The organism is Pseudooceanicola sp., assembly GCF_041987405.1.
In the GTDB taxonomy this organism is placed as follows: Bacteria; Pseudomonadota; Alphaproteobacteria; order Rhodobacterales; family Rhodobacteraceae; genus Pseudooceanicola.
Genome location: NZ_JBHIWR010000001.1, coordinates 201,208 through 227,953, shown reverse-complemented (window position 1 = coordinate 227,953; position 26,746 = coordinate 201,208). Strand labels below are relative to the sequence as shown.

At 64.7% G+C, this 26,746-nt stretch carries 24 protein-coding genes; 13 read left to right on the top strand and 11 right to left on the bottom strand.

Annotated elements, in window-relative coordinates; genetic code table 11:
- The first annotated feature begins 146 nt into the window (after positions 1 to 146).
- Complete coding sequence (locus ACFC2Y_RS01120; RefSeq protein WP_375173214.1) at positions 147 to 2,180, top strand: ATP-binding protein; 2,034 nt, start codon at positions 147 to 149, stop codon at positions 2,178 to 2,180.
- On the opposite strand, the gene ACFC2Y_RS01115 is transcribed toward ACFC2Y_RS01120, so the two are convergent.
- Positions 2,172 to 2,783, bottom strand: coding sequence for a gamma-glutamyl kinase (locus tag ACFC2Y_RS01115; protein WP_375173730.1), 612 nt, complete (start codon positions 2,781 to 2,783; stop codon positions 2,172 to 2,174). The two genes, ACFC2Y_RS01120 and ACFC2Y_RS01115, sit on opposite strands and share 9 nt — an antisense overlap.
- A 177-nt stretch (positions 2,784 to 2,960) precedes the next feature.
- Here ACFC2Y_RS01115 and recA point away from each other — a divergent pair, with 177 nt between their 5' ends.
- The 4 genes from recA to ACFC2Y_RS01095 all read left to right on the top strand — a co-directional run bounded on the left by recA (position 2,961) and on the right by ACFC2Y_RS01095 (position 7,923).
- A complete protein-coding gene (gene recA / locus ACFC2Y_RS01110) occupies positions 2,961 to 4,037 on the top strand; it encodes a recombinase RecA (RefSeq protein ID WP_375173213.1) in 1,077 nt (358 codons plus the stop codon).
- 211 nt (positions 4,038 to 4,248) lie between these two features.
- Positions 4,249 to 4,866 carry a YqhA family protein gene (locus ACFC2Y_RS01105; RefSeq protein ID WP_375173212.1) on the top strand — a complete coding sequence of 206 codons (618 nt, stop codon included), beginning with the start codon at positions 4,249 to 4,251 and terminating at the stop codon, positions 4,864 to 4,866.
- 77 nt (positions 4,867 to 4,943) lie between these two features.
- Positions 4,944 to 7,634, top strand: a complete 2,691-nt coding sequence (gene alaS / locus ACFC2Y_RS01100; protein WP_375173211.1) for an alanine--tRNA ligase — start codon at positions 4,944 to 4,946, stop codon at positions 7,632 to 7,634.
- 1 nt (position 7,635) lies between these two features.
- Entirely contained in the window at positions 7,636 to 7,923 is a 288-nt protein-coding gene (locus tag ACFC2Y_RS01095; protein WP_375173210.1) for a DUF1330 domain-containing protein, read from the top strand.
- A gap of 138 nt (positions 7,924 to 8,061) precedes the next feature.
- Here the strand turns inward: ACFC2Y_RS01095 and ACFC2Y_RS01090 are convergent, their stop codons facing one another.
- The 3 genes from ACFC2Y_RS01090 to ACFC2Y_RS01080 all read right to left on the bottom strand — a co-directional run bounded on the left by ACFC2Y_RS01090 (position 8,062) and on the right by ACFC2Y_RS01080 (position 11,533).
- The gene (locus ACFC2Y_RS01090; RefSeq protein ID WP_375173209.1) at positions 8,062 to 8,643 is read right to left on the bottom strand and encodes a VOC family protein; all 582 of its coding nucleotides are present in this window, start codon (positions 8,641 to 8,643) and stop codon (positions 8,062 to 8,064) included.
- A gap of 190 nt (positions 8,644 to 8,833) precedes the next feature.
- Positions 8,834 to 10,651 carry a translational GTPase TypA gene (gene typA / locus ACFC2Y_RS01085; protein WP_375173208.1) on the bottom strand — a complete coding sequence of 606 codons (1,818 nt, stop codon included), beginning with the start codon at positions 10,649 to 10,651 and terminating at the stop codon, positions 8,834 to 8,836.
- Positions 10,652 to 10,705: 54 nt separating this feature from the next.
- Positions 10,706 to 11,533: a GNAT family N-acetyltransferase gene (locus ACFC2Y_RS01080; RefSeq protein WP_375173207.1), complete on the bottom strand. Its 828-nt coding sequence runs from the start codon at positions 11,531 to 11,533 to the stop codon at positions 10,706 to 10,708.
- A gap of 89 nt (positions 11,534 to 11,622) precedes the next feature.
- Between ACFC2Y_RS01080 and ACFC2Y_RS01075 the strand changes: the two genes are divergently transcribed.
- Entirely contained in the window at positions 11,623 to 11,766 is a 144-nt protein-coding gene (locus tag ACFC2Y_RS01075) for a hypothetical protein (protein ID WP_375173206.1), read from the top strand.
- Between the two features lie 166 nt (positions 11,767 to 11,932).
- On the opposite strand, the gene ssb is transcribed toward ACFC2Y_RS01075, so the two are convergent.
- Complete coding sequence (gene ssb, locus ACFC2Y_RS01070; RefSeq protein ID WP_375173205.1) at positions 11,933 to 12,451, bottom strand: single-stranded DNA-binding protein; 519 nt, start codon at positions 12,449 to 12,451, stop codon at positions 11,933 to 11,935.
- 254 nt (positions 12,452 to 12,705) lie between these two features.
- Between ssb and ACFC2Y_RS01065 the strand changes: the two genes are divergently transcribed.
- Both ACFC2Y_RS01065 and ACFC2Y_RS01060 read left to right on the top strand, forming a co-directional pair.
- Entirely contained in the window at positions 12,706 to 13,311 is a 606-nt protein-coding gene (locus ACFC2Y_RS01065; protein WP_375173204.1) for a lytic transglycosylase domain-containing protein, read from the top strand.
- 155 nt (positions 13,312 to 13,466) lie between these two features.
- The gene (locus ACFC2Y_RS01060; RefSeq protein ID WP_375173203.1) at positions 13,467 to 13,985 is read left to right on the top strand and encodes a hypothetical protein; all 519 of its coding nucleotides are present in this window, start codon (positions 13,467 to 13,469) and stop codon (positions 13,983 to 13,985) included.
- A gap of 67 nt (positions 13,986 to 14,052) precedes the next feature.
- Here ACFC2Y_RS01060 and ACFC2Y_RS01055 read toward each other — a convergent pair whose 3' ends face one another.
- From ACFC2Y_RS01055 to miaA, 6 genes are all read right to left on the bottom strand, one after another.
- Positions 14,053 to 16,134, bottom strand: coding sequence for a dipeptide ABC transporter ATP-binding protein (locus ACFC2Y_RS01055; protein WP_375173202.1), 2,082 nt, complete (start codon positions 16,132 to 16,134; stop codon positions 14,053 to 14,055).
- A gap of 94 nt (positions 16,135 to 16,228) precedes the next feature.
- On the bottom strand, positions 16,229 to 17,425 hold the full coding sequence (locus ACFC2Y_RS01050; RefSeq protein WP_375173201.1) for an ABC transporter permease: 1,197 nt from the start codon (positions 17,423 to 17,425) through the stop codon (positions 16,229 to 16,231).
- A 9-nt stretch (positions 17,426 to 17,434) separates the two neighbouring features.
- Complete coding sequence (locus ACFC2Y_RS01045) at positions 17,435 to 18,478, bottom strand: ABC transporter permease (protein WP_375173200.1); 1,044 nt, start codon at positions 18,476 to 18,478, stop codon at positions 17,435 to 17,437.
- Positions 18,479 to 18,594: 116 nt separating this feature from the next.
- The gene (locus tag ACFC2Y_RS01040; protein ID WP_375173199.1) at positions 18,595 to 20,238 is read right to left on the bottom strand and encodes an ABC transporter substrate-binding protein; all 1,644 of its coding nucleotides are present in this window, start codon (positions 20,236 to 20,238) and stop codon (positions 18,595 to 18,597) included.
- 337 nt (positions 20,239 to 20,575) lie between these two features.
- Complete coding sequence (locus tag ACFC2Y_RS01035; RefSeq protein ID WP_375173198.1) at positions 20,576 to 21,409, bottom strand: helix-turn-helix transcriptional regulator; 834 nt, start codon at positions 21,407 to 21,409, stop codon at positions 20,576 to 20,578.
- Between the two features lie 163 nt (positions 21,410 to 21,572).
- Complete coding sequence (gene miaA / locus ACFC2Y_RS01030) at positions 21,573 to 22,427, bottom strand: tRNA (adenosine(37)-N6)-dimethylallyltransferase MiaA (RefSeq protein WP_375173197.1); 855 nt, start codon at positions 22,425 to 22,427, stop codon at positions 21,573 to 21,575.
- A 115-nt stretch (positions 22,428 to 22,542) separates the two neighbouring features.
- On the opposite strand from miaA, the gene pyrH reads away from it, so the two are divergent.
- The 5 genes from pyrH to dxr all read left to right on the top strand — a co-directional run bounded on the left by pyrH (position 22,543) and on the right by dxr (position 26,746).
- Positions 22,543 to 23,271 carry a UMP kinase gene (gene pyrH / locus ACFC2Y_RS01025; protein WP_375173729.1) on the top strand — a complete coding sequence of 243 codons (729 nt, stop codon included), beginning with the start codon at positions 22,543 to 22,545 and terminating at the stop codon, positions 23,269 to 23,271.
- 209 nt (positions 23,272 to 23,480) lie between these two features.
- The gene (gene frr / locus ACFC2Y_RS01020) at positions 23,481 to 24,044 is read left to right on the top strand and encodes a ribosome recycling factor (RefSeq protein WP_375173196.1); all 564 of its coding nucleotides are present in this window, start codon (positions 23,481 to 23,483) and stop codon (positions 24,042 to 24,044) included.
- Positions 24,045 to 24,061: 17 nt separating this feature from the next.
- Positions 24,062 to 24,787 (top strand): polyprenyl diphosphate synthase, encoded by a 726-nt coding sequence (gene uppS / locus ACFC2Y_RS01015; protein ID WP_375173195.1) that lies wholly within the window; start codon positions 24,062 to 24,064, stop codon positions 24,785 to 24,787.
- Position 24,788: 1 nt separating this feature from the next.
- Positions 24,789 to 25,574 carry a phosphatidate cytidylyltransferase gene (locus tag ACFC2Y_RS01010; protein WP_375173194.1) on the top strand — a complete coding sequence of 262 codons (786 nt, stop codon included), beginning with the start codon at positions 24,789 to 24,791 and terminating at the stop codon, positions 25,572 to 25,574.
- Entirely contained in the window at positions 25,574 to 26,746 is a 1,173-nt protein-coding gene (gene dxr, locus ACFC2Y_RS01005) for a 1-deoxy-D-xylulose-5-phosphate reductoisomerase (RefSeq protein ID WP_375173193.1), read from the top strand. Before ACFC2Y_RS01010 ends, dxr begins: the two co-directional genes overlap by 1 nt.

The following is a 26,746-nucleotide window of genomic DNA, read 5'->3' as shown; positions in this document are numbered from 1 at the left end:
GTTCATCGCGGCATGAGAAGGACGTCAGGACCTTGCGCCAATCGCGACACCTGGAAATGGGGATGGCCCCTGCGCCACCTTCCCCTGACGGCCCCGCGCCCGGCCTGTTCGCGGGCCTTGCAGCGCTGCATAGGGCGCGCCCCGGGATGCGCTCGGCAGCGGTGGTTCTTGTCGTCGCCTCGGTGGTCTTCGCCCTCGCACTGGGCCTGATCGAATATGGTCGCCACCCGGTGCTGGCCCTTTCCTTCCTCTCCGCCGCTGCTACACTGACGATCATCTCTGCCTCCGTCGCCGTCTACGCCCTTGTCGCCCGCCCGCCGCCGGGGGCGGTGACACGGGCCGCCATGGCCTCGCTCGTCGATGCCTTGCCCGTCGCTGCGGTCCTGACAGATACGGCGGGCCGACCCGCGATGATGAACACCCTCGCGCAGCAGGCGCTCGGCCTGTCCCCCTCTGACGGAAGCCAGGCACCGACGCTGCCACCCTGGCTTTCCGATAGGCTGAACGGCCTCCTCGCGACCGACCCGAACCCGACGCCGTCCGGGGCCCTCCACACCCAAGACGTCGCGGGCGAGCCTGGGCCCACGGTGCGCTGCCTCACCCGGTCGGGGGACTGGCTGCTGTGGCAGATCGGAGAGGCGGGAGGGGATGGGCCGACCGCCCCGACGGAGGAAGGCCTCGACTGGGATCACTACGATTCCCTGCCGGTCCCGCTCCTCTGGCTGGACTCAAAGGGGTGCGTGCAGAAGGCCAATCGCAGCGCCCTTGTCCTGATCGGGCCGGAATGCCGCGTCGGCGCCTATCTCAGCGAATTGACGGAGGGGCTGGGGCGACCGATCAACGACTGGCTGGACGAAACCATGTCGGGCCTGCGCTCGGGCAGCCCGGAATTCCTGCGCGTCACGACCAGCCGCTCGGAAACCTTCGTTCAGATTACGCTCAAGCGGGTCGGCACCGGCGAGAACGCCGGTTTGCTCGCCGTTCTCTCCGACGCGACGGAGCTGAAGACGCTCGAGGCGCAGTTCGTGCAAAGCCAGAAGATGCAGGCCATCGGGCAGCTGGCCGGCGGGGTGGCGCATGATTTCAACAACCTGCTGACTGCGATTTCGGGCCACTGCGACCTGTTGCTGCTGCGCCATGATCAGGGCGATCCGGACTATGCCGACCTCATGCAGATCAACCAGAACGCCAATCGCGCCGCGGCCCTGGTCAGCCAGCTGCTGGCCTTTTCCCGCAAGCAGGCACTGCGCCCCGAAGAGATCGACCTGCGCGACACGGTCTCGGACCTCACCCACCTCCTCAACCGGCTTGTGGGCGAAAAGATCACCCTCTCCTTCAGCCATGATCCGGTCCAGTATTCCATCAGGGCGGACAAGCGCCAGCTGGAGCAGGTCCTGGTGAACCTCGTGGTAAATGCCCGCGATGCCATTCAGGGCAGGGGCGAGATTCGCATCGTCACGGAATGCCCGCAGTACACCACCCCTTATGAACGCGACCGGGTGACCGTGCCGCCGGGTGATTACGTTTCGGTCAAGGTGATCGACACCGGCCAGGGCATCCCGCCGGAGCGGCTGAGCAAGGTGTTCGAACCCTTCTACACCACCAAGGGCCTGGGCGAAGGCACGGGCCTCGGGCTCTCCACCGCCTATGGCATCATCAAGCAGAGCGGCGGCTATATCTTTGTCGACAGCACGCCGGGGGAGGGGACCTGTTTCACCATCCTCTTTCGCGCCATCAAGGACGCCCAGACAGTGACTCAGGAAATGGGCGAGCTGAACAAGGCCTCCGCCCGCCATGCCGACGGCACCGTGATCCTGGTCGAGGACGAGGCCCCGGTCCGCGCCTTCGCCTCCCGCGCATTGCGTCTGCGCGGCTATACCGTGCTGGAGGCCGAAAGCGGCGAACAGGCGCTGGACCTGCTGGCCGATCCGGAGACACAGGTGGATATTGTCGTCTCGGACGTGATCATGCCCGGCATGGACGGCCCGACCTGGGTCGGCAAGGCGCTGGAGAGCAATCCGGACATGCGGGTGATCTTCGTCTCCGGCTATGCCGAGGAACACAGGATCGACGATCAGGCCCGCATTCCCAATTCCGTCTTTCTGCCCAAACCCTTTTCGCTCACCGAACTGACCCAGACGGTTCAGTCCGTGGCCGAGGGCACGCACCTGTCAGACTGAGGATCCGCCGACCGCGATCCCGTCATAGAGCGTAAACTCCGCCGCACATTTGCGCCGCAGCTTGTCCTCCACTTCCGGCGAAAGCTCCAGTGGCATCTCGGGCGACACATTCTCCCGCGTCAGCGTGATCTCCCGCTCCAGCCGCGCCTCCAGGAAGTGGTGCAGCCCCTGCTGATCGTCATAACGGAACAGCCGGGTCACCTTGGTGCCGTTGCCCGCTGGTTCGACGAACTTCGCCTGGCTGCCCACATTGGCAAACCCCGGCTGATCGCCCTGGCAATAGCCCGTGATGAACTCATCGAAACTTACATCGTATGTATTGTTCGGCCGCCCTTCCATGAAAGGCCGCCGACGATAGCGATACCAACTGCCCAGCCAGGAGATCGGCTCCCGGATGACCGCAAGGACATCCATATCTTCGGCCACGAATTTCTCCAGCATGGGACGAAAGAACCGGTTGTAGCGAAAGACCGGCGCGTGTTTCAACTCCGGCGGGTTGTTGACCAGGATATCGGCATCCGGGCCAAGCGCCTTTTCCCAGGCGGTCGTCCCGGTCTTGGGCACCGACAGGAATACCAGCTTCGCCTTGCCGAACACCATCATCGCCGAAAACCCTTCCCATTTCACGCATCAATACTTCCTTAACCAGAACGGGTTTAGCTGGCGACAGGAAAGATTTTAGTTGAAATGTTCTCTTTTTGGTCCCATACCGGAACAAGAGGCGAACAAACGGCGGTCATTGCCGCCAATTATCGGGTATGAAATAAGGGGCTGAACCAGATGGCAACGGCAGATCTTCTCTCCATGGATAGCAAGCGCGACGCGAACAAACAAAAGGCGCTCGACAGCGCCCTGGCCCAGATCGAGCGTCAGTTCGGCAAGGGCTCGATCATGAAATTGGGCGGCAAGGACGCCATCCAGCAGATCGAGGCGACCTCGACCGGCTCTCTCGGGCTCGACATCGCGCTCGGCATCGGCGGCCTGCCCAAGGGCCGGATCATCGAGATCTATGGCCCCGAATCCTCCGGCAAGACGACGCTGACCCTGCATTGCGTGGCCGAGGAACAGAAAAAGGGCGGTGTCTGCGCCTTTGTCGACGCGGAACATGCGCTTGACCCGCAATACGCCAAGAAACTGGGCGTCGATCTGGAAGAACTGCTGATCTCCCAGCCCGACACCGGAGAACAGGCGTTGGAAATCACCGACACGCTGGTCCGGTCCGGCGCGGTCTCCATGGTCATCGTCGACTCGGTCGCGGCCCTGACGCCGAAGTCCGAACTTGAGGGCGACATGGGCGACAGCTCCGTCGGCGTCCACGCCCGCCTGATGTCCCAGGCGATGCGGAAACTCACCGGCTCCATCGCTCGGTCCAACTGCATGGTGATCTTCATCAACCAGATCCGGATGAAGATCGGCGTCATGTTCGGCTCTCCGGAAACCACCACCGGCGGCAACGCGCTGAAATTCTACTCCTCCGTCCGCCTCGACATCCGTCGCATCGGCGCGATCAAGGAACGGGACGAGGTCGTCGGCAACCAGACCCGCGTCAAGGTGGTAAAAAACAAGGTCGCCCCGCCGTTCAAACAGGTGGAATTCGACATCATGTACGGCGAGGGCATCTCCAAGACCGGCGAACTGCTGGACCTCGGCGTCAAGGCGGGCGTGGTCGAGAAATCGGGCTCCTGGTACTCCTACGGCGACGAACGCATCGGCCAGGGCCGGGAAAACGCCAAGCAGTTCCTCAAGGAAAACGGCGAAATCGCGTGGGAGATCGAGGACAAGATCCGCGCCGCCCACGGGCTGGAGTTCGACATGGTCGACGAGGACAAGACAGACGACGACGTCCTCGACGCCTAGCACACAACACAGCATTTTTCAGGGCGGCCCCGATCGGGCCGCCTTTTTCATTGCGTCGCCCGGTGCCTGCCACTTATCCGACGCCAATCCGCCCACGTCGGGTCCCGGGCACGCGCCACCAGATCACGGACGGCGTGCGAAAATTGACCTTTGCCCGCGCCGACGTACCTAAGGAACAGCGCCACGCAACGCACTGCCATGGGAGAAGAGGGTGAATTTCAACTCGATCGAAAGACGCATCGTCGTCGGGTCCCGCTACCTGACTGTCGCCGCGGTTTTCGGGTCGCTTGCCGGGGCGATCCTGATGTTCGGCCTGGGGTTGTTCAACATCTACCTGGCGTTCGCCGGCGGCCTCACCATCCCCGACACCGACGAACAATACGGCGCACAATCGGTGATCAGCGTGATCGAGGCGCTGGATCGGTTTCTGATCGGGATCGTGCTGCTCTATTTCGCCTACGGGGTCTACACCCTGTTCCTGCACCCGCATCGCTCGCGCGAAGAGCTGGCCCTGCCGGACTGGTTGCGCGTGCGGCAGATCGGCCAGCTCAAACAGGTGGTAGCGGAAGTGATCATCGTTGTCCTCTTCGTGCTGTTCCTGCGGCTGGCGTTGCAGGCCTTTCACAGTTCGACCCTCACGCTGGAATATCAGCAGATCGCGACGCTGCTGGTGTTGCCGATTAGCGTCGTGCTTCTGGCGTTGTCGCTGCGGCTGGTCCAGCTGCATCCCAAGCCAACGGCCGCCGAAGAAGAGCCGGGGCCCACGGCCGCCAAGCCCGGCGCCGATGGCGGCGACGGGGCGAAGGACGACGATCCCGAAAAGGGATAGACGTGACGGCTGTGGACACCACGTCCCGGCACCGCTAAATCGGGCGGACGCGAGCCCCGTCTTCGAAAGTGCCCGATATGCAGAGCCTGAACGACATCCGTTCCACATTCCTGAACTATTTCCACAAGCAGGGCCACGAGATCGTCCCGTCGAGCCCGCTTGTCCCGCGCAATGACCCGACCCTGATGTTCGCGAACTCCGGCATGGTCCAGTTCAAGAACCTCTTCACCGGGGTGGAGACGCGCGATTACTCCCGCGCGACCACCGCACAGAAATGCGTGCGGGCCGGCGGCAAGCACAATGACCTCGACAATGTCGGCTACACCGCCCGGCACCATACCTTCTTTGAAATGCTGGGGAATTTCTCTTTCGGGGATTATTTCAAAACCGATGCGATCCCTTTCGCCTGGGAACTGGTCACCAAAGAGCTTGGCATCCCCAAGGACAAGCTGCTGGTCACCGTCTATCACACTGATGACGAGGCGGCGAATATCTGGAAGAAGGTCGCGGGCCTGACCGACGACCGCATCATCCGCATCGGCGACAAGCCCGATGGCGGCAGTGACAACTTCTGGCAGATGGGCCCGACCGGCCCCTGCGGCCCCTGTACCGAGATTTTCTATGACCACGGCGAAAAGTTCTGGGGCGGCCCTCCGGGATCGCCGGAAGAGGACGGCGACCGGTTCATCGAGATCTGGAACCTCGTCTTCATGCAGTACGAACAGTTCGAGGACGGCTCCCGCCGCGAGTTGGAGGCGCAGTCGATCGACACCGGCATGGGCATCGAACGGGTCGCCGCGCTGCTGCAGGGCACGAACGACAACTACGCCACCGACCTGATGCGCGCCCTGATCGAGGACAGCGCCGACAAGACCTCCTCCGATCCCGACGGGCCGGGCAAGACGCACCACCGGGTGATCGCTGACCATCTGCGCTCCACCTCCTTCCTGATCGCCGATGGCGTCATGCCCTCGAACGACGGGCGGGGTTACGTCCTGCGCCGGATCATGCGCCGGGCCATGCGCCACGCGCATCTTCTGGGCGCCAAGGATCCGCTGATGCATCAGCTGGTGCCGGAACTGGTCCGCCAGATGGGCGAGGCCTATCCCGAGCTTCGCCGCGCCAAGGCGCTGATCGAGGAGACGCTGAAGCTGGAGGAAACCCGCTTCCGCCAGACCCTGGACCGCGGGCTGAAGCTGCTGGATGACGAGTTGACCGGCCTCTCCGACGGCGCAGCCCTGCCCGGCGAGGCGGCCTTCAAGCTCTATGATACCTACGGCTTCCCCCTCGACCTCACCCAGGACGCGCTGCGCGAAAAGGGACGGACCGTGGATACCGACGGCTTCGACGCCGCCATGGCCGAACAGAAGGCCAAGGCCCGCGCCGCCTGGGCCGGGACCGGGGAAAGCGCCGATCTGTCGCTCTGGTTCGATATCGCCGACGAACATGGCGCGACCGACTTCCTGGGCTACGACACCGAGATTGCCGAGGGCCAGATCATTGCCGTCGTCAAGGACGGCGCCCGGGTCGATGCGCTGAACGCGGGCGAGGAGGGCTGGATCGTCACCAACCAGACGCCCTTCTACGGCGAGTCCGGCGGTCAGGTCGGCGACACCGGCTGGCTGCGGCGGCTGGAGAACGAGGATGACATCGCCACGGTCACCGACACCCAGAAGATGGGCGGTGGCAAGATCTACGCCCATCACGTCCAGATCGGGCAGGGCAGCTTCAAACCTGCCGACGCCATCGCGCTGGAGGTCGACCACGCCCGCCGCGGCACCATCCGCGCCAATCACTCGGCCACGCACCTGCTTCACGAGGCCCTGCGCGAGGCGCTTGGCGATCACGTGGCGCAGCGCGGCTCGCTCAACGCGCCGGACCGCCTGCGCTTCGACTTCAGCCATTCCCAGGCCTTGACTGCCGACCAGATCGCCCAGGTCGAGCGTGAGGTGAACGCCTTCATCCGGCAGAACACCCCTGTCGAGACGCGGATCATGACCCCCGACGATGCGCGTGGCATGGGCGCCCAGGCGCTCTTTGGCGAAAAGTATGGGGACGAGGTTCGTGTCGTCTCCATGGGTCACAAGAACACCGGCAAGGGGCAGGACGGGAACACCTGGTCGATCGAGCTGTGCGGCGGCACCCATGTGACCCGTACCGGCGACATCGGCGCCTTTGCCCTGACCTCGGAAACCGCGTCCTCGGCCGGTGTGCGCCGGATCGAGGCTCTGACCGGGCAGGCCGCCATGGCCGAACTGCGCGGCCGGGACCTCGCACTCGGCCAGATCGAGGGCATGCTGAAGGCCACCGGCGAAGAGGCCGTCGCACGCGTCAAGGCGATGATGGACGAACGCCGCGCCCTGCAGAACGAGGTGGCGCAGCTGCGCCGCGATCTTGCCATGTCCGGCGGGTCTGGACAGGGCGGCGGTGCCGAAACGAAAGAGATCGGCGGGATCACCTTCCTCGCCCAGGCGCTCACCGGCGTTTCGGGCAAGGACCTGCCCGCGCTGATCGACCAGTTCAAGGCGCAGATCGGATCGGGCGCGGTTCTGCTGATCGCCGACACGGGCGGCAAGGCCGCCGTGGCCGCAGGCGTGACCGACGACCTGACCGACAAGATCTCGGCGGTCGATCTGGTGCGCGCGGCGGTGCCGGAACTGGGCGGCAAGGGCGGCGGGGGCCGTCCCGACATGGCCCAGGGCGGCGGCGCGGACGCCAGCAAGGCCGAGGCCGCGATCAAGGCCGCAGAAGCTCACCTAGGAGGATAAGATGCCCGCACTCTGGATTGCCCATGTCACCGTCACCGATGCCGAGGCCTACGGCAAATACGCCGAACTCGCAGGCCCGGCCATCGCCAAGCACGGCGGCAGCTTCATCGCCCGGGGCGGCCGTTTCGTGCAGCTGGAAGGCAAGGAACGCCCGCGCAACGTGGTGGCGAAATTCCCCACGGTCGAGGCGGCGGTGGAGTGCTACAACTCCCCCGAATACCAGGAAGCGCTGGACCACGCCCGCGGCGCGAGCGAGCGGGAACTGATGGTGGTGGAGACGGCGGAGTAGGGGGACCCCCTCCCTGACCCTCCCCCTGAAGGGGGAGGGAATTGGGTTGTTCCGTTTAAGGACCGTCACGCCCCTTCCCGCACGACAGGTCCCCTCCCCCTGCAGGGGGAGGGCTAGGGAGGGGGGCACGCCCGGAGCTCAATACGGATCCTTCGCGCCACGATCCCCCGACAGGGTCTGCTGCCGCCGCGCCACCAGCAGCTCGATCGCATCGGCCAGATGCACCTCCGCGATGTTGTAATCACCCCGCGCCACCCGGATCCGGTGCGCCTCGATCATCACGTCGGCATGGGTGCAGCCAACGGGCGGTTCGAACCGGTAGGAGGCCAGTTCGATCAGCAACCCCATGGGATCCTTGAAATAGATCGAGTCCATGAAGCCCCGGTCCTTTACCCCGGAATGCCCGATCCCGCGCTCGGTCAGACGTTCCACCGCCTGACTGAACGTCGCCTTGGAGACGTTGAACGCCAGGTGATGCACACAGCCTGGCTCCGTCGGGGTGCGGCGCGGATCGGGCTTGCGTGTCTCGTTGGTGAAGATCGTGATCAGCCGCCCGTCACCGGGATCGAAATAGAGATGCCCCTCGTCGGGATTGTCGAGGTTCGGCTGATCGAAGATGAAGGGCATGCCCAGCACCCCCTCCCAGAAATCGATCGAGGTCTGCCGGTCCGCCCCGGTCAGGGTGATGTGATGAACGCCCTGGGTCTGTAACTTGCGCATGTGGTCCTCCGTCGCTTGTCCAGAGGATAGGCGAGAACGGCGGGATTGGTAGCATTGGATGTGTGCGCGCACGCACCGCAAATGTGTCTGATGGCGCTACATGTGATTTCTTGCGAGAGCGCGGGGAGGGGCGATGCCCCTCCAGAACCTGCAGCTCAGGTTGCCCCGGCGTCCTTGAACCAGACGGAGATCAGCTGCTCTTGGCCATCCGCTTGCGCTCATGCGGGTCGAGATAGCGTTTGCGCAGCCGAATCGCGTTCGGCGTGACCTCGACCAGCTCGTCGTCGTTGATGTAGGCGATCGCCTCTTCCAGCGACATGGTGACCGGCGTGGTCAGGCGAACCGCTTCGTCGGTGCCGGAGGCGCGGACGTTGGTCAGCTTCTTGCCCTTCAGCGGGTTCACCTCCAGGTCGTTCTCGCGCGAGTGCTCCCCGATGATCATGCCCTGGTAGACCGGGGCCTGGGCGCCCAGGAACATCTTGCCGCGATCTTCGAGGTTCCACAGCGCATAGGCCACGGCCTCGCCATTCTCCATCGAGATCAACACGCCCGCGCGGCGACCCTCGATCGCACCCTTGTAGGCGGTCCAGCCATGGAACACGCGGTTGAGAACGCCGGTGCCACGCGTGTCGGTCAGGAATTCGCCGTGATAGCCGATGAGCCCGCGGGAGGGCACATGCGCCACGATGCGGGTCTTGCCGGCACCTGCGGGCTTCATCTCCACCAGCTCGCCCTTGCGGGGGCCGGTGATCTTTTCGATGACCGCGCCGGTGTATTCGTCATCCACGTCGATGGTGACTTCCTCGACCGGCTCCTCGCGGCCGCTCTCGCCGTCACGCATGATGACCTGCGGGCGGGAGATCGACAGTTCGAAACCCTCGCGGCGCATGTTCTCGATCAGAACGCCCATCTGAAGCTCGCCCCGGCCCGACACCTCGAAGGCCTCGCCGCCGGGGGTGTCCTTGATCTTGATGGCGACGTTGCCCTCGGCCTCTTTCATCAGGCGCTCGCGGATCACGCGGGATTGCACCTTCTTGCCGTCACGCCCGGCCAGCGGGCTGTCGTTGATGCCGAAGGTCACGGTGATGGTCGGCGGGTCGATCGGCTGTGCTTCCAGCGGTTCGTCCACGGCCAGCGCGCAAATCGTGTCGGCCACGGTCGCCTTGGTCATGCCGGCCAGGGTGACGATGTCGCCTGCGAGGCCCTCGTCGATGTCGGCCTGGGCGAGGCCACGGAAAGCCTGCACCCGGGTGACGCGGAACTGTTCGATCTTCTGGCCGATGCGGCTGATCGCCTGCACCGTCTGGCCGACCTTCACGCGGCCCGTCTCGACCCGGCCGGTCAGCAGGCGCCCGAGGAAGGGATCGGAGCCAAGCGTCGTGGCCAGCATCCGGAAATCGTCGTCCTGCCGCTTGATCTGCTTCGGCGCCGGCACGTGGTTGATGATCAGGTTGAAGAGCGCACCCAGGTCCTTGCGCGGCCCGTCCAATTCCGCATCCGCCCAGCCATTGCGGCCCGAGGCATACATATGCGGGAAATCCAACTGGTCGTCATCCGCGCCGAGGTTGGCGAAGAGGTCGAAACATTCGTCCAGCGCCCGGTCGGGTTCCGCATCCGGCTTGTCGACCTTGTTCAGCACCACGATCGGACGCAGGCCCAGGGCCAGCGCCTTGGACGTCACGAATTTCGTCTGCGGCATCGGCCCTTCGGCTGCGTCGACCAGCAGGACGACACCGTCGACCATCGACAGGATCCGCTCGACCTCGCCGCCGAAATCGGCGTGGCCGGGGGTGTCGACGATGTTGATCCGGTTGCCCTTCCATTCGACCGAGGTCGGCTTGGCAAAGATGGTGATCCCGCGCTCGCGCTCCAGATCGTTGCTGTCCATCGCCCGTTCCGCCACGGCCTGGTTCTCGCGGAAAGCGCCGGATTGCTTGAGCAATTCGTCCACAAGGGTCGTCTTGCCGTGGTCAACGTGGGCGATGATGGCGATATTTCGCAGGTCCATGGGGCGTCCTTCGGGGTAGGTTCGCGCCCGCCTATACTGCATCTGCAGAAAAGGCTAGGGGGAAACGCGGAAACCCGGCGGCGAGAGGAGAGTGGGGCCGAGAGGGCGCGCCCTGGCACCGCAGCCGAGTTTGAACCGGGTCAGGGAGCGACCGCTGTCGGTATCGACGGGTCCGAGGTCGATCCGGCCAATGTCCTTCTCGAACAGCTCCGTCATCGCGGCCCAGAGCAGGCGGTTGTGCGCGTGACTGCGCCGCCCCTCATCCCCGGTCCAGCCCAGCACATAGCTGGCACCCCCCTGATGCAGCAGGAAAAGCATTGCCGCCACCGTCTCTCCGCTCCGTCGGGCCTGATACACCCGGGCCTGGCGTGGGTTGGCTGCGACCCAGGCGGTGAGGAAGGCGCGGGGATAACTGCGGTAGCCACGGGCGCGGCGCTGCGCGGCTTCGAGATCGAGGAGCGGGGCATGGGCTGCGGGGGCGAAATCCGTGCTCTCGACCTGCAGGGGACCCTCCAGCGCGCGCCGCAGGCGGTTGCGCCATTTGCCGTGCATCTTCGCCAGCAGCGCCTCCCTGATCGGGTCGGCCGGGCGGGTGACTTCCGCCACGTGCTGCGGGGTGAGGATCGGAACCGCACCGCGCAGGGGCACCGGGGCCTCCGGCACAAGGATTGTCAGGGCGGAGCGGGGGATCTGCCGGGCCAGGTCCGCCCCCGCGCCCCGCAGGTCCGCGCGGGGCAGGTAGCACATTGGTATCGGCCCCAAACGCCGCTCCACCGCCAGGATCGGGGGCCGGTCGGGCAGGTCCATCCAACGCGGCGCACGCCCGAGCAGGCGCAGGGTCGCCGCATAGGCGCGTGACTGGGGCAGGGGCGGCGGGGTCATCTTCGGGACATGAACCCCTCACAGGGTTAATATTGGATGAGCTTCGCGGCGAGCAGAGGTTTGTTAATCCGGTTCGGGTAGACAAGGGCATGACCCAACGACATGCGCCCAGGGCGCGCGACCTGCCCGCCCCGCGCCCGACATGGCAGGCTGCGATGATCGTTGCCCTCCTGTTGTCGGCGCTCTGGCTGCTGGCCTATCTGGGCGCGTGCACGTTGATGGCCCTGCTGTGAGGGCGGAGCATTGGGGTGCACGCATCAACGTCGCCGGGCGGATGGCGGTTCAATGGACGTCGGGTCGTGTGACGGCGAGTTCCTTACACGGGCCTCGTGGTGGCGACCGAAATGGAAAAGGCCCGGAACACCCGGGCCTTTGACCAATGCGGGCTGTGGTGCAACCTCAGAACGGGATCTCGTCGTCCAGATCGCGGTTGGACCCGCCGCCGCCACCGGAGCCGCTGCCGCCGCGATCGTCATATCCGCCGCCATAGCCGCCACCGCTGCGGTCGTCATACCCGCCGGAGGAGCCGCCGCCGAAGTTGCCGCCCCCGCCGCCGCCACCTTCGCCGCGGCCGTCCAGCATGGTCAATTCACCGGCATAGGGGCGCAGAACGACTTCCGTCGAATAGCGGTCCTGGCCGGACTGATCCTGCCACTTCCGCGTCTCCAGCTTGCCCTCGATATAGACCTTGGAGCCCTTGCGCAGATATTGCTCCGCCACGCGCACCAGCGCCTCGTTGAAGATCGCCACGGTGTGCCATTCGGTCCTCTCGCGCCGCTCGCCGGTGTTGCGGTCCTTCCAGTTTTCGGAGGTGGCGATGCGCAGGTTGCAGACCTTGCCCCCGTTCTGGAACGACCGGACCTCGGGGTCGCGGCCGAGGTTTCCGATGAGAATGACCTTGTTGACGGATCCGGCCATGACTGCCCCCTATGCAGAATCTTCAGGTTTGGACGGTTACACCAGAGTGTCGCCAAAGAGTAAAGATTTAGGACAATTCTCGGAAAACCGTTGCGAGTTGGGTCAAGGCGTCGCAGCCAGACCGCCCAATTCCATGCGCGGCACCTTGCCGAGGGGCGGTCGCGGTGCGGGGGAATTGCGAGTTTATGGTGGCCCCGGAGGCCGATTTGTGGATAAGGTGCGCCCCGAGGGACAGAACGACGGGGACTGAACTCTTGGCACTGGGTAAATCTGGCTGGATCACGGCAATCACCATTGCCGCGCTTGTGCTGCCGCATGCCGTGGCCGCGCAATCGGTCTCCACCAGCAGCCGGAACCGCGTCTTCTCCAGCCAGCTCAAGGTCCTCGATACCCGTGCCTCGCAGCAGTACAACAATTCCGTCCGGCTGCAGCCGACGCAGGTCGTGACCCCGTCGAAATGGGGTGATGGCGCGATCAAGGCCTTTCGCGGACGCTATAACGGCCCGCATCTGGTGACCGCCCGGGCGGCCGCCCGGAAATACGGTGTGCCCGAGGATCTGTTCCTTCGACTGGTGCAACAGGAAAGCGGCTGGAACGACAAGGCGCGCTCGCACAAGGGGGCGATCGGACTGGCGCAGCTGATGCCGGGCACCGCCCGTATCCTCGGCGTCGATCCGCATGATCCACAGCAGAACCTGGACGGCGGCGCGCGGTATCTGGCGCAGCAGTATCGCACCTTCAAATCCTGGAGGCTGGCCTTGGCGGCTTATAACGCGGGCCCTCATGCGGTGCAGAAATACGACGGCATCCCGCCCTACAAGGAAACGCAGAACTACGTCCGGATCATCTGGGGCAGCTGACCCGTCCGGCGGCGGAAATCCGCCTGCGCTCCATCCACGCTATCCCGCAACATCGGAACCTTTCCGCTCAGTATCGTGTTGTCACTACGCAACATAACAACGCGAGTGTCCGATCTCGGCCCCCTCCCAGGCCGCTCGGGCGGAAAGGATGAAGAATGTTTCGTAGAACGATGACTGCGCTAGGTTTCTCTCTGGTCGCCGCGACCCCGGCACTGGCCGTAGACGGCCCCTTTCCGGTCGCCGAGATCGAGACCGACACCTATTTCGAGGCGATGACCAACTCCAACGCGCTGCAGTTTTACCCGGACGTGGCGGTGGATCTTGCCAATGCCATCCGACAGCGTGTCGCGCTGGCCGGTGACGACGATCCGCGGACCCTGGACGTGGATGTTCAGATCACCGCAATGCGGCTGAACGACAACCCGGTCCTGGTCAACGACGGAGAGTTCAACATTCTCGAGGGCGTCGTGACCCTGCGCGACACCGTTGGCGGTGAAGACGTCCGGAATGCCCCCATCATCCTCCGGGCTGAGGAAATGGACGTGCCCTATACCTCCGTCTCGCCGGACAACCGCGATTTCTACACCGCCATGGTCTATACCTTCGCGGAGCGTGTGGCCCAGATGACGGAAGAGGTGGATGAGCTGCAACCGATCGGCGAAATCCGCAACTGATCCAACCGGGTCGGTCTGAAAATGACCGGTTCAAGGCCCCCGTGCACTGAAGCGGGGGCCTTTGCGTTCATTCCGCCGCGACCTTGATCACCGGCTCCATCCGGGCCAGCTGCTCCTCGCTCAGATGGCATTTGATCTGGTGGCCGTCCTGGGTGCGCATCGGCGGCACCTCCGCCTCGCAGAGCCCGCCCGGCACCTCGGATTTCCACCGACAGCGGGTCTGGAAAGGGCACCCCGGGGGCGGGTTCATCGCCGAGGGGATATCGCCCTCCAGCACGATATGCGCCTTTTCGACCGAGGTATCGGCAATCGGAACGGCCGAAAGCAGCGCCTCGGTATAGGGGTGATAGGGCGGGGCGAAGACCTGATCCGTGGTCCCCATTTCCACCACATGGCCCAGATACATCACCATGACCCGATCGCTGAGGTAGCGCACGATACTGAGGTCATGAGAGATGAACAGCAGCGTCGTCTTCTCCTCCCGCTGAATGTCCATCAGAAGGTCGGTCACCGCCGCCTGCACGCTGACATCCAGCGCCGAAACCGGCTCATCCGCCACCACGATCTTGGCCCCGCCGGCAAAGGCGCGGGCGATCCCGACCCGCTGCTTCTGCCCGCCCGACAGCTGCCGCGGCATCCGGTCAGCAAAGGCGCGGGGCAGTTTGACGAGGTCCAGCAGGGTCAGCATCCGGTCCCGCCGGACCTTGTCATTGCTGCCGTAGCCGAAGATCTCCAGCGCGCGGACAATCTGGCGGCCTACGGTCATCGAGGGGTTCAGCGTGTCGAAGGGGTTCTGGAACACCATCTGAACATCAGCGATGGTGCCCGCGCCGCGCTTTTCGATCGGGATGTCCTGGATTTCCTTGCCGTGCAGCAGGATCTTGCCATCCGTCGCCGTCTCCAGCCCCATGAGGACCTTGGCGAAGGTCGACTTGCCGCAGCCCGACTCGCCCACGATGGCCAGGGTCTCGCCCTCCCGTGCCTCGAAGCTGAGGGTCTCGTTGGCCTTCACCACCTTGGTCTGCCCGCCGCCGAAAAGCGCGTTGGCCGAGACCTCGTAGTATTTCTTCAACTCTTCCATCTTGAGGACGACCTCGCCAACCCGGGTCCGGTCCTTGTCCTCCTCCGCGACCAATGGCGCGTCCCAGTCGATCTCCTCGTGCCGCAGGCAGCGTGTGGTGTGCCGGTCGTCGCCCGCGATCCGGGCCATGGGGATCGCCTTCGCATCGCAGCGGCCCTTGACGAAATAATCGCAGCGCGGGCCGAAATTGCAGCCCTTGGGGCGCTCGTGGGGCAGGGGGAAGTTCCCCGGAATGGCCTTTAGCGGGCGCGAGGTTTTGTCCGCCCCGGGCAGCGGGATAGAGCGGAAGAGGGCCTGCGTGTAGGGGTGCCGCATCTTGTCGAAGACATCGTCGATGGAGCCGGTTTCCACCGCCTCGCCGGAATACATCACGCAGAGCCGGTCGCAGGTCTCCAGCACCAGCCCCAGGTTGTGGGAGATGAAGAGCATCGAGGTGCCGTATTTCTTGCCCAGATCCTTGACCAGATCGACAATCGCGGCCTCCACCGTCACGTCCAGCGCCGTGGTCGGTTCGTCCAGGATCAGGAGCGCAGGCTTGGACATCAGCGCCATGGCGATGACGATCCGCTGCTGCTGTCCGCCCGAGAGCTGATGCGGATAGCTGTCGAGCATCCGTTTGGGGTCGGGCAGTTTGACATCCGTGACCACCTGCAGCGCGCGCTGCGTGGCCTCCTCCCGGCTGATGCCCTCGTGGATCATCGGCACCTCGGCCAGTTGCTTGCCGATCTTCATCGCCGGGTTCAGGCTGGCCATCGGTTCCTGATAGATCATGGCGATCTCGTTTCCGCGGATGTCGCGCAGCTCCTCCGCCGACAACCCGGCCAGGTCGCGCCCCTTGAACTTGATCGTCCCGCCGACGACCCGCCCGTTCACGCCCAGGTCCTGCATCACCCCAAGCGCCACGGTGGATTTGCCGCAACCCGATTCGCCGACAAGGCCGACCGCCTCTCCCGGCATGACCTTGACTGAGAAGTCCATGACCGCGGGGATTTCGCGCAGGCGGGTGAAGAAGGAGATCGAGAGCTGGTCGATTTCCAGGATGGGGCCGTCGTAATCGGGGGATTTCATGTCAGGCTCCTGTGGTGAGGGCAGGACCGGGGGCGCTGCCCCCGGACCCCCGGAGTATTTTCGGCAAGATGAAGGAGGGACGTGGTGCGCATCATCAATCCTTCAGGCTTTCTTCGCGCAGCCCGTCGGCCAGCAGGTTGAGCCCGAGGACGAGCGAGAGCAGAGCAAAGGCCGGCACGATCGCCGGGTGCGGATAGATCGACAGCAGCTTGCGCCCCTGGTTGATCGTGGTCCCCCAGTCCGGGCTGTCCGAGGGCAGGCCGAGGCCGAAGAAGCCGAGCGTGCCAAGCAGGATGGTGGTGTAGCCGATGCGCAGGCAGAAATCGACGATTAGCGGGCCGCGGGCGTTCGGCAGGATCTCCCACAGCATGATGTACCACGGGCCTTCGCCGCGCGTCTGGGCCGCCGCCACATAATCCCGCGTCTGTATGTCGAGCGCGAGGCCGCGCACGATGCGGAAGACCGTGGGCGCGTTCACGAAGACGACCGAGACGAAGACGACGAGGATGCCGCCGGGGATGTCGAAGAGGTCCAGATCGACCGGCAGGAAGTTCACCGGCGTGCCCCGATCATTGATCAGCGACAGGTAGAGCCAGCCGAAGATCACGAGAACCACGGCGACCATCACGTTGCGCTGCATGGGTTGGGTGTGGAAGCGCGAGTTGACCATGACGATCAGGAAGAGGATCGGCAAAACGAAGAGCACCACGGCCATGTAGGAGGGGATGCCGGATTCCACCATCTCGGGCGTCACCAGCAGGTAGAAGAGCAGGATCACGGGGAAAGCCAGGATCAGGTTCGCCAGGAACGACAGCACCGTATCGAGCCGCCCGCCGAAATAGCCCGCAGGCAGGCCCAGGGTGATCCCCGCCATGAAGGCAAAGAGCGTGGCCAGAGGCGCGATGCGGATGACGACCCAGGACCCCTGCACCATGCGCGAGAAGACATCGCGCGCCAGCGTGTCACCGCCGAGCAGGTAATAGGGGTAATCGCCCGCCTCCGCCCCGCGCAGGGGTGTACCGGGCACCTTGTTCTTCATCCCCGACACGGCGGAGAGTGGATCATGGGTGATGATCCAGTCGAAGAGCCCGACGAAGAGCGCCGTGTAGACCCAGAACATCACGATGGCGAAGCCCACCATGCCGATCACATTGTCGAAGAGCTTGCCATAGAGGCCAAGCCGCCGTTTGTAGGCGATTGACAGGCCGAAGGTCAGCGCAAGGGCGATCCAGACGGGCATGAACTGATAGGCGAGACGGAGGAGGATTTCCCCCCAGGACAGCGGTTCCATGGGGCCCTCCTATGAAATGCGGATGCGGGGGTTGAGGTAGACATAGCCGATATCCGAGATCAGCTGCGTCACCAGAACCACGAAGACCGACACGACCGAGATGCCCATGAGCAGGTCGATGTCATTGTTGCCCGCCGCCTGGACGAGCGCCCAGCCAAGGCCCTTGTAGTTGAAGAGCGTCTCGACAATGACGACGCCGTTCAAGAGCCAGGGAAACTGCAGCATGATCACCGTGAAGGGCGCGATCAGCGCATTCCTCAGCGCGTGTTTCATCACGATATTGCCGAAGGAGACGCCCTTGAGCCGGGCGGTGCGGATATATTGCGCCGTCATGACCTCGGCCATGGAGGCGCGGGTCATCCGGGCGATATAGCCCATGCCATAAAGCGCGATGGTCAGCACGGGCAGGAAGAAGTTCTCGAAGGTGGCGTTCTCCATCGCCGAGGTCGCCGTGCCCTTGAACCACTTCAGCCCCACGGCCGAGGAGGCGAAGACCGCGATCAGGATCACGCCCGAGACATATTCAGGCGTGGCCGTGGTCGCGATGGAAAAGGTCGAGAGAGTGCGGTCGGTTTTCGACCCTTCGCGCATCCCCGCCAGCACGCCGATGATCAGCGCGGATGGCACCATCAGCAGCATGACCCAGAGCATCAGCTTGCCGGTCATGTAGAGCCGCGTGCCCACGATCGTGGAGACCTCGTCGCGGAAGACCCGGCTGGTGCCCCATTCGCCCTGAAGCACACCGCAGTAGGCCGGGGCCGCGGCGGGGTCCTCGCCCGGAGCGATGCAGCGGCCCGAGATCGTGTCACCCCGTTCCGTCGTCCAGCCCGGCAGCACGCCCAGCCATTCGCCGTAACGCACCAGCATTGGCTGGCCGAAGCCGTTGTTGGTCAGATAGCGCTCGACCTCCTCGTCGGACATGCGCGAGTTGCCTTCGTATTTGGCAACCTTTTCCAGCATCGGCGGCTGGTTGGTGAGGAAGAACACCATGAAGCTCAGCACGAGTGCCGTGAGCAGCATGGTCCCGATCCTTTTCAGGAGGAAGAGGAGCATCGTCTATCCCTGTTGGCCTGGGCCCACGCATCCGGCGGGCCTGGGGTACGGGCGGGCCTTGTGGCCTTCTGTCCCGCGGAAAGGGTGGGGCGCCCGGCAGGGCACCCCGCTGTGGATCAGGCTTCCTTCCACCACTTGTAGTGATGCATCTCGAAGGTCGGGTGCATCTCCGTGCCGTGCACGCTGGCCTTGTAGTGCCGGAAGAGCGAGCGCCAGTAGGGCTGGATCATCACCCCTTCGTCCAGCATGATCTGTTCGATCTTGGCCATCACCTCGCGCCGCTTGTCGGCGTCGGCGATGGACATGGCCTCGTCCAGAAGGCTGTCGAATTCCTCGTTCGCCATGGCGGTTTCGTTCCAGGCCACGCCGGACTTGTAGGCGAGCGCCAGAACCTGAACGCCTAGCGGACGCATGTTCCACTCGGTCGCGGACCAGGGGTAGACCAGCCAGTCGTTCCAGAAGGTCGAGCCGGGCAGGATCTTGCGTTCGATGTTGATCCCCGCGTCGCGCACCTGGGCCGCCACGGCATCGCAGCTTTCCGTCTGCCACTGGTCGTCGATCGAGATCAGTTCGAACACGGTGTCAGCGTGACCGGCATCCGCCATCATTTGCTTGGCTGCGTCGGGATCGACCTCCACCTTGGGGATCTCGGCATATTCGGGGTGGATCGGGCAGACGTGGTGATGTTCCGCCACGGTGCCGTAACCCGCATAGCCCAGTTCCAGGATCACCGCCGGATCGACCGCCATCTGCAGCGCCTTGCGGACATTGACGTCGTCATAGGGCGCCTGACCCTGGTTGAACCGGACGCAGAGCGTGGCCGCCGTGACCGCCTCCGATTTCACCCAGTCCATCGCGTCGAGCACTTCGATGAACTCGCCCGTTGACTGGTAGGTCATGTCGATCTCGTCCGCGTCGGCCGCCGCGACCCAGGAGGCCATGTCGGTGCCGAAGTCGATGAACTCGATCCGGTCGAGGTACGCGCCTTCGCCCCACCATTCGTGATCGGTGTTCTTTTCCAGCACCTGGCGCACGCCGACCTCATTTTCGACCGGCCGGAACGGGCCGGTGCCGATCGGGTTCGCCGCCGGATCGCCGCCGTCGTAGGACGGGTGAACCACGGCCGCCGGATAATCGGCAAAGCCCGCGATGATGGTGATGTCCGGTGCGGAGGTCTTGAGGATCACGGTATGGTCATCGGCCTTGGTGATCGCCCCCTCCCGCGCCATGTCGGCCTCATCGTCGATCAGAGAGGCCATGCGCGACGCCATGGAGTTGCCCTCGACGTTCTTCTCGCACCAGCGCTTGATGTTGAAGATCACATCGTCGGCGGTGAAGGGATCGCCGTTGTTCCAGGTCACGCCCTGGCGGACGTTCAGCGTGTATTCGGTGGCGTCCTCATTGGCCGACCAGCTTTCCAGCAGCATCCCCTTGAAGGACCCGTCGCGCTGGTATTCCACCAGGTATTCCAGCCAGCCGCGGCTGAAGTTGGCCATCTGCGACCAGTCGTAGTTGCGCGGATCCTTGAGCGCCTTGGTCTCCATCTGCACCCGCAACGTGCCGCCCATCTGCGGTTGCATGTGGCTTTCGGCCTGCGCCGGGGTGATACCGCCCAGCCCGTAGATGGTTGCAGTGGCGACGCCAAGCGTCGAGGCCCGGGTGATGAATTCCCGGCGGCTCATCTTGCCGGCCTTGAATTCCTCCGCCCACATTTCGGCCGCCGGATGCACGGCCTCCGTGATCTTGTCCATGCGAGTCATATTGGTCTCCCTGTGAGGTAACTCTGGTTCGGTCCTTTGGACCTGTTTTTCGGTGAATTGGCCCATTGTCGGGCGGGTGTCTCGTTCCGGGGGCTAATGATCGGCCCGCTGTCGCCGCTGGTTTCTCCATTGCGAAACAATTTTCGCCGTTCGGCTAGGGCCATGGTCGACATTTCATGGTCTGTTTGCGACATCCTCATAAGTCAAAGACGACATCCCCCCATATTGCAAGAAGAAACAAGACCATGGCGCGCAGACGTGAAACCGGGCGCCGCCGGATAGCGACGCCCGGTTCCGGGCAGTTGCTGTTTTTTCTGGCGCTGTGGCCGAAACCGGCTCAGGCGCGCGCGGCGGTCCGCAGGGCAGACGGCGTCCGCCCGGTCTGGTTCTGGATGAACCGTGTGAAATAGGCGGCGGAGGAGAAGCCCAGCATATCCGCGATGTGCCGGATCGGCAGGTCGCCGCTTTCCAGCATGTCGCGCGCGGCGTAGAGCACCCTCTGCGTGATGATGTCCGCCGCCGTCATGCCCGAGATCTGGCGGCAGGCGCGGCTCAGATGCGTCGGTGTCACGCCAAGCTTCTCCGCGTAATCCGCCATCGGCTTGCCGGAACGATAGTTCTTTTCCACCAGCGCGCAGAACCCGGCGATCAGCCGGTCCGCGGCGGGCACCCGGGGGGAGGGCTGGTTTTCCGGATGGGCCAGCATCCGGCGCATCCAGACGGCCAGAAGCCCGGCGTGGGCGCGTGCCGCTTCGTCCCCGAAGGCGCGATGCGTGGATTGCTCACGCTGCATGTTGTCAAGGATCGCGGTGACCTCGTTCTGCGCCATCACATCGCGGACGCGCACGTGTTTCACTTCGTCCGGCATGATCCCGGCTTCATGGGCGGGCAGGTCGACAGCCACGCCGTAGCACTGCTTGCCCAGATCCATCGACATCAGCGTCCCCGCCGGCACGTAGAGGGCGTTGTGCGCCCCGACGCCGCGCCGCTTGCCCAGGATGGTCGCACGACCCTGACCCTTGGTCATCCAGATGAAAAGATGCGAGGCCCGGGCGTGCTGCAATTCCAGCCGCCAGGGGTCGCCCATGGTCAGTTGGCCAAAGCTTCGCAAGCGCGGCGATGCCACCGAATGCTCATGAGGTGATTGCGCAAGGATGTTCTGTATTTGCATGTCCGGTCCCCTCTGCTGAACCGAAGCTTGAAGCGGAGGTCGCATATCGTAAAGTCCTGAGTGGCTTATCCACAGCTTGCCCACAGAATTTTGGCGATGAAAAGCCAATCTGTGGACGCTTTGGGGATAGTTCACCCATAAAGCGCCATGATGCCGGGTCGAATCAACCCATGGGGGAAACATTCCGCCAGTCGGACATTCGGGACCGGAACCAGCTGCGCTGCCGTTTCGCGAACTGCCGAGTCGCGATGGTCGCGGCCTCCCGCGCGTCCTCCAATGTCATCTCGCCGCGCAGATGGGCAATCAGTTCCGGCGCGCCGATGGCTTTCGACGAGGGGCGGGCCGGGTCCCAATCGGCGAGGTTGGCCGCGGCTTCTTCCAATGCGCCCTCCGCCAACATCATGTCGAACCGCCGCTCGATCCGCGGCGTCAGCCATTCCCTCGGCGCATCGAGGACCAGGCATTCTGCATCCGCGACCTGCAGCAGCGGCGGAGGCGTGTCGTCCTGCCAGGCCGACAGCGGACGGCCCGTGGCGCGCCAGACCTCCCATGCGCGCTGCACCCGCATCGGGTTCTGTTGGTCGATCCTTGCGAGCGTTTCCGCGTCCAGCTCCGCCAGAAGGGGCCCCAACCCCTCCGCCGCGCGCAGCCGGTCGCCCTCCTCCCGGATCTCCGGCGGGGTGGCCGGGATCTCCGCCAGCCCCTCCGTCAGCGCGGAGAAATATAGCCCCGTCCCCCCGACGATCACCGGCGCGGCGGATAGGAACGACGTGACCTCCCGCAGCCAGGCCCCGACGGAATAGACCTCCTCCCGCGCCACATGGCCATAAAGCGCATGCGACACCCGCGCCTCATCGGCCTCTGAAGGTCGGGCGGAGAGCACGCGCCAGTTGTCATAGACCTGGATCGCATCGGCGTTCACCACGACCCGCCCGTCCCGCGCCGCGATCTCCATCGCCAGCGCCGACTTGCCCGAAGCGGTCGGCCCGGCGATCAGCACCGGGCGCTCTCTGGACATCCCCGGGGGGATCATGCGGGGCCTGACCGCAGGGGATGGGATTGACGCATTGAACTGCCTGCCGTTTTCGACCATTTTGCCGCCAGCCTACCCCCCCGGAGAGATGGAGCGCAACATGGCCGAAGACCAGCCCAAGACCACCTACAAGCGCGTTTTGCTCAAGATCTCGGGGGAGGCGCTGATGGGCGACCAGGGCTACGGCCTCAATCCGCCCACGGTCGACCGCATCGCACGCGAGATCAAATCGGTCCACGACATGGGGGTCGAGATCTGCATGGTCATCGGCGGCGGCAACATCTTCCGCGGCCTCGCGGGCAGCGCCCAGGGGATGGAACGGACCACCGCCGACTACATGGGGATGCTGGCCACGGTGATGAACGCGCTGGCAATGCAGGCCGCGCTTGAGGCGCTGAAGATCCACACCCGCGTGATCAGCGCGATCCCGATGGACCAGGTGTGCGAGCCTTACATCCGCCGCCGTGCCGTCCGGCACCTGGAAAAGAACCGCGTCTGCATCTTCGCCGCGGGCACCGGCAACCCCTATTTCACCACCGACACCGCCGCCACGCTGCGCGCCAATGAAATGGCCTGCGAGGCGATCTTCAAGGGCACCAAGGTCGACGGGGTCTATGACAAGGACCCGATGAAACACGCGGATGCCAAACGCTATGACAAGGTCAGCTATGACGAGGTGCTGGCCCAGCACCTCAATGTCATGGACGCCTCCGCCATCGCCCTGGCGCGGGACAACAAGAAGCCGATCATCGTCTTCTCGCTGGACGAACCCGGCGGCTTCCGCGGTATCCTGGCCGGGCAGGGCACCTATACCATCGTCCGTGACTGACCCGGGCCTCGGGTTGTGAGTATTTGAGGAAAGATGAAGCAGGACGCGTCACGTCGGCTTCTGGTTGCAGATACTTCCAGCGCGGGCCTCGTCCCTCCGCATGAGGGGCGAGGGGATGCGACACGGGCGATCGGACATGCAACGCCTATACAAGGCGGAGTGGGTGCCGTATTACGCCTTTCGACAAATTGAAGAACGGGGAGCCACCCATGTCAGACGATTTCGAGCTGGATACAGACGACCTGCAACGCCGCATGGATGGCGCGATGAGCGCGCTCAGGACGGAATTCGCCTCGCTCCGCACCGGGCGGGCCTCGGCCTCCATGCTGGAGCCGGTGATGGTCGACGCCTATGGCCAGCCCACCCCGATCAACCAGGTCGGCACCGTCAACGTCCCGGAACCGCGCATGGTCACCGTCAACGTCTGGGACAAGGGGCTGGTGAACAAGGTCGAGAAGGCGATCCGCGAGAGCGGACTGGGCATCAACCCGCAGCTCAACGGCACCATCATCATGCTGCCGATCCCCGAACTGAACGAGGAGCGCCGCCGCGAGCTGACCAAGGTCGCCGCGCAATATGCCGAAAGCGCCCGGGTTGCCGTGCGCAATGTGCGTCGCGACGGGATGGATCAGGTCAAGAAGGCCAAGGCGGACGGCCTGTCCGAGGATGACCAGAAGTTCTGGGAATCCGAAGTGCAGGATCTGACCGACACCTACATCAAGAAGGTGGATCAGGCGCTGGAGACGAAACAGGAAGAGATCATGCAGGTCTGATCGCGGAGCAGGAGCACGTGACAGAGCAGGAGCATATCCGGCGGGGCCCCCGCCATGTCGCCATCATCATGGATGGCAATGGTCGTTGGGCCACCATGCGCGGCCGACCGCGCCTCTTTGGCCATCACGCCGGGGCGAAACGGGTGCGCGAGGCGGTGGAGGCCTGTCCGGATCTGGGCGTCAAATACCTGACGATCTTCGGCTTTTCGACCGAGAACTGGAAGCGCACGCAGATCGAGGTCGCGGGCCTCATGTCGCTCTTCAAACGCTACATCCAGAAAGAGGCGCGCGCGCTCAGGGCCAATAACGTGCGCGTCCGCTTCATCGGCGACCGGCCCGGGCTGGACGAGAAACTGCAGAGCCTGATGGACGAGCTGGAGGAGGTGACGCGCGAATGTGACGGCACCAATCTGACCATCGCGCTGAACTACGGTGGCCGGGACGAGGTCGCCCGCGCCACCCGGCGCCTGGCCGAGGATGTGGCGGCCGGCCGTCTCGACCCCGCCAGCGTGGACGAGGAAACGCTGCCGCGATACCTTGATACCCATGTGCTGCCCGACCCGGATCTGGTGATCCGCACCAGCGGCGAGGCGCGGATTTCCAACTTCCTGCTCTGGCAGTCGGCCTATGCCGAATATGAATTCATCGACACGCTCTGGCCCGACTTCACCCCCAAGGTCTTTGGCGAGGTGATCCAGAGCTACATGAACCGCGACCGTCGTTTCGGCGGGGTAAAGGCCTGACATGGCGCGATCCTGGGACGATCTGACGGCACGGGTCATCTCCGGCCTGGCGATGGTGGCCATCGGCCTATTGGTGATCTGGATGGGCGGGCATCTGCTGCGCATCGCCTTTGCCCTCGTCGTGGGCGGCATGGTCTGGGAACTGGTCCGCCTGCTAGTGCCGGAGGCGCGGACTTCCGCGCTTGGCATGGCGGTGCTCGCGACGGCGGCCCTGCTGGCCGCGTTCTACCTGCCGCTTCTTGTTGCCTTGCCGTTGCTGCTGGCCCCGGCCATGGCCGGCATCGCCTGGGTGCCGCGGCACCGGGTGCTCTACCTCAGCTATGCGGCGCTGATCCTTGTTGCGGGCTTCGGCATGGTGCAGCTGCGCGAGGTCTCCGGCATGGGCTGGATGCTCTGGCTGGTGCTGGTGGTCGTGGCGACGGATGTGGCTGGTTATTTCGCCGGTCGCGCCATCGGCGGGCCGAAGTTCTGGCCGCGCGTCTCGCCCAAGAAGACATGGTCCGGAACGGTCGCCGGCTGGATCGCCGCGGGGCTGGTCGGGCTGGCCTATGTGGGGCGCGGGGATGTCGGCAGCGGGATCATCGGCCTGTCCATCGCGGTCTCCATGGCCTCGCAGATGGGCGATATGGCGGAAAGCGCGATGAAACGCCGGGTCGGGGCCAAGGACAGTTCGGCCCTGATCCCCGGCCATGGCGGGCTGCTGGACCGGTTCGACGGGATGCTGGGCGGCGCGCTCTTCCTGCTGCTGATCGGCCCCTGGGCGGGGCTGCCCGTGGGGACGCCCTGATGCGGCGTGTCACCATCCTGGGGGCCACCGGGTCAATCGGGCAGAACACCATTGATCTGATAGACCGGAATGCCGAGGGGTATCAGGTTGTTGCCCTGACCGGCGGGCGCAATCTCGCGCAGCTGGCCCGGGACGCGATCCGCCTAGAGGCAGAGGTCGCCGTGACCGCCCATGACGATCTGTTGGACGACCTGCGCGCGGCCCTTGCCGGGTCGGGGGTCGAGGCCGCCGCCGGGGCCGAGGCGCTGAAAGAGGCCGCCGCGCGCCCTGCCGACTGGGTCATGTCGGCGATCGTGGGCGCTGCGGGCCTGCCGCCCGGTCTGGCCGCGTTGGAGCAGGGCGCGACCCTGGCCCTGGCCAACAAGGAAACCCTTGTTGCCGCCGGTGCGCTGGTGATGGACATGGCCCGCCAGCATAACGGAACGATCCTTCCGGTCGACAGCGAACATTCCGCCGTCTTCCAGGCCCTGGCGGGGGAGGATATCGCCTCCGTCGAGCGGGTGATCCTGACGGCCAGTGGTGGCGCCTTTCGCGACTGGCCGATGGAGAAGCTTTGTTCTGCCACGCCGGAGCAGGCCGCGACCCATCCCAATTGGGACATGGGACAGCGGATCACGATCGACAGCGCCTCCATGTTCAACAAGGCGCTGGAGGTCATTGAGGCGAAAGAGTTCTTCGGCCTCGCCCCGGACCAGATTGAGGTGCTGATCCACCCCGAAAGCATGGTCCATGCGCTGGTCGGCCATGTCGACGGCGGCATCATGGCCCACCTCGGCGCGCCGGACATGCGCCATGCCATCGGCTATGCCCTGCACTGGCCCGCGCGCGCGCCTCTGCCGGTGGAGCGGCTGGACTTGGCCAAGCTGGGCCAGCTGACCTTCCGCGCGCCCGAACCGGGCCGATATCCCGCGCTGGAGCTTGCCCGGAGGGTGATGGAGCGGGGTGGTCTGGCGGGGGCGGCCTTCAACGCGGCCAAGGAACGCGCGCTTGATGCCTTCATCGCGCGGCGCATCGGCTTCACCGAAATGGCGGAGGTCGTCGCACGCTCTCTTGATCGGCTGGATGCGCGACTTGGCCCCGCAAAAGGCCGGTTTGACCTTGATAACATCCTGCAAATGGACCATCTCGCCCGGTGTGAGGCCGACAAGGTGATGGCCGAGAGGCAGCAGTAA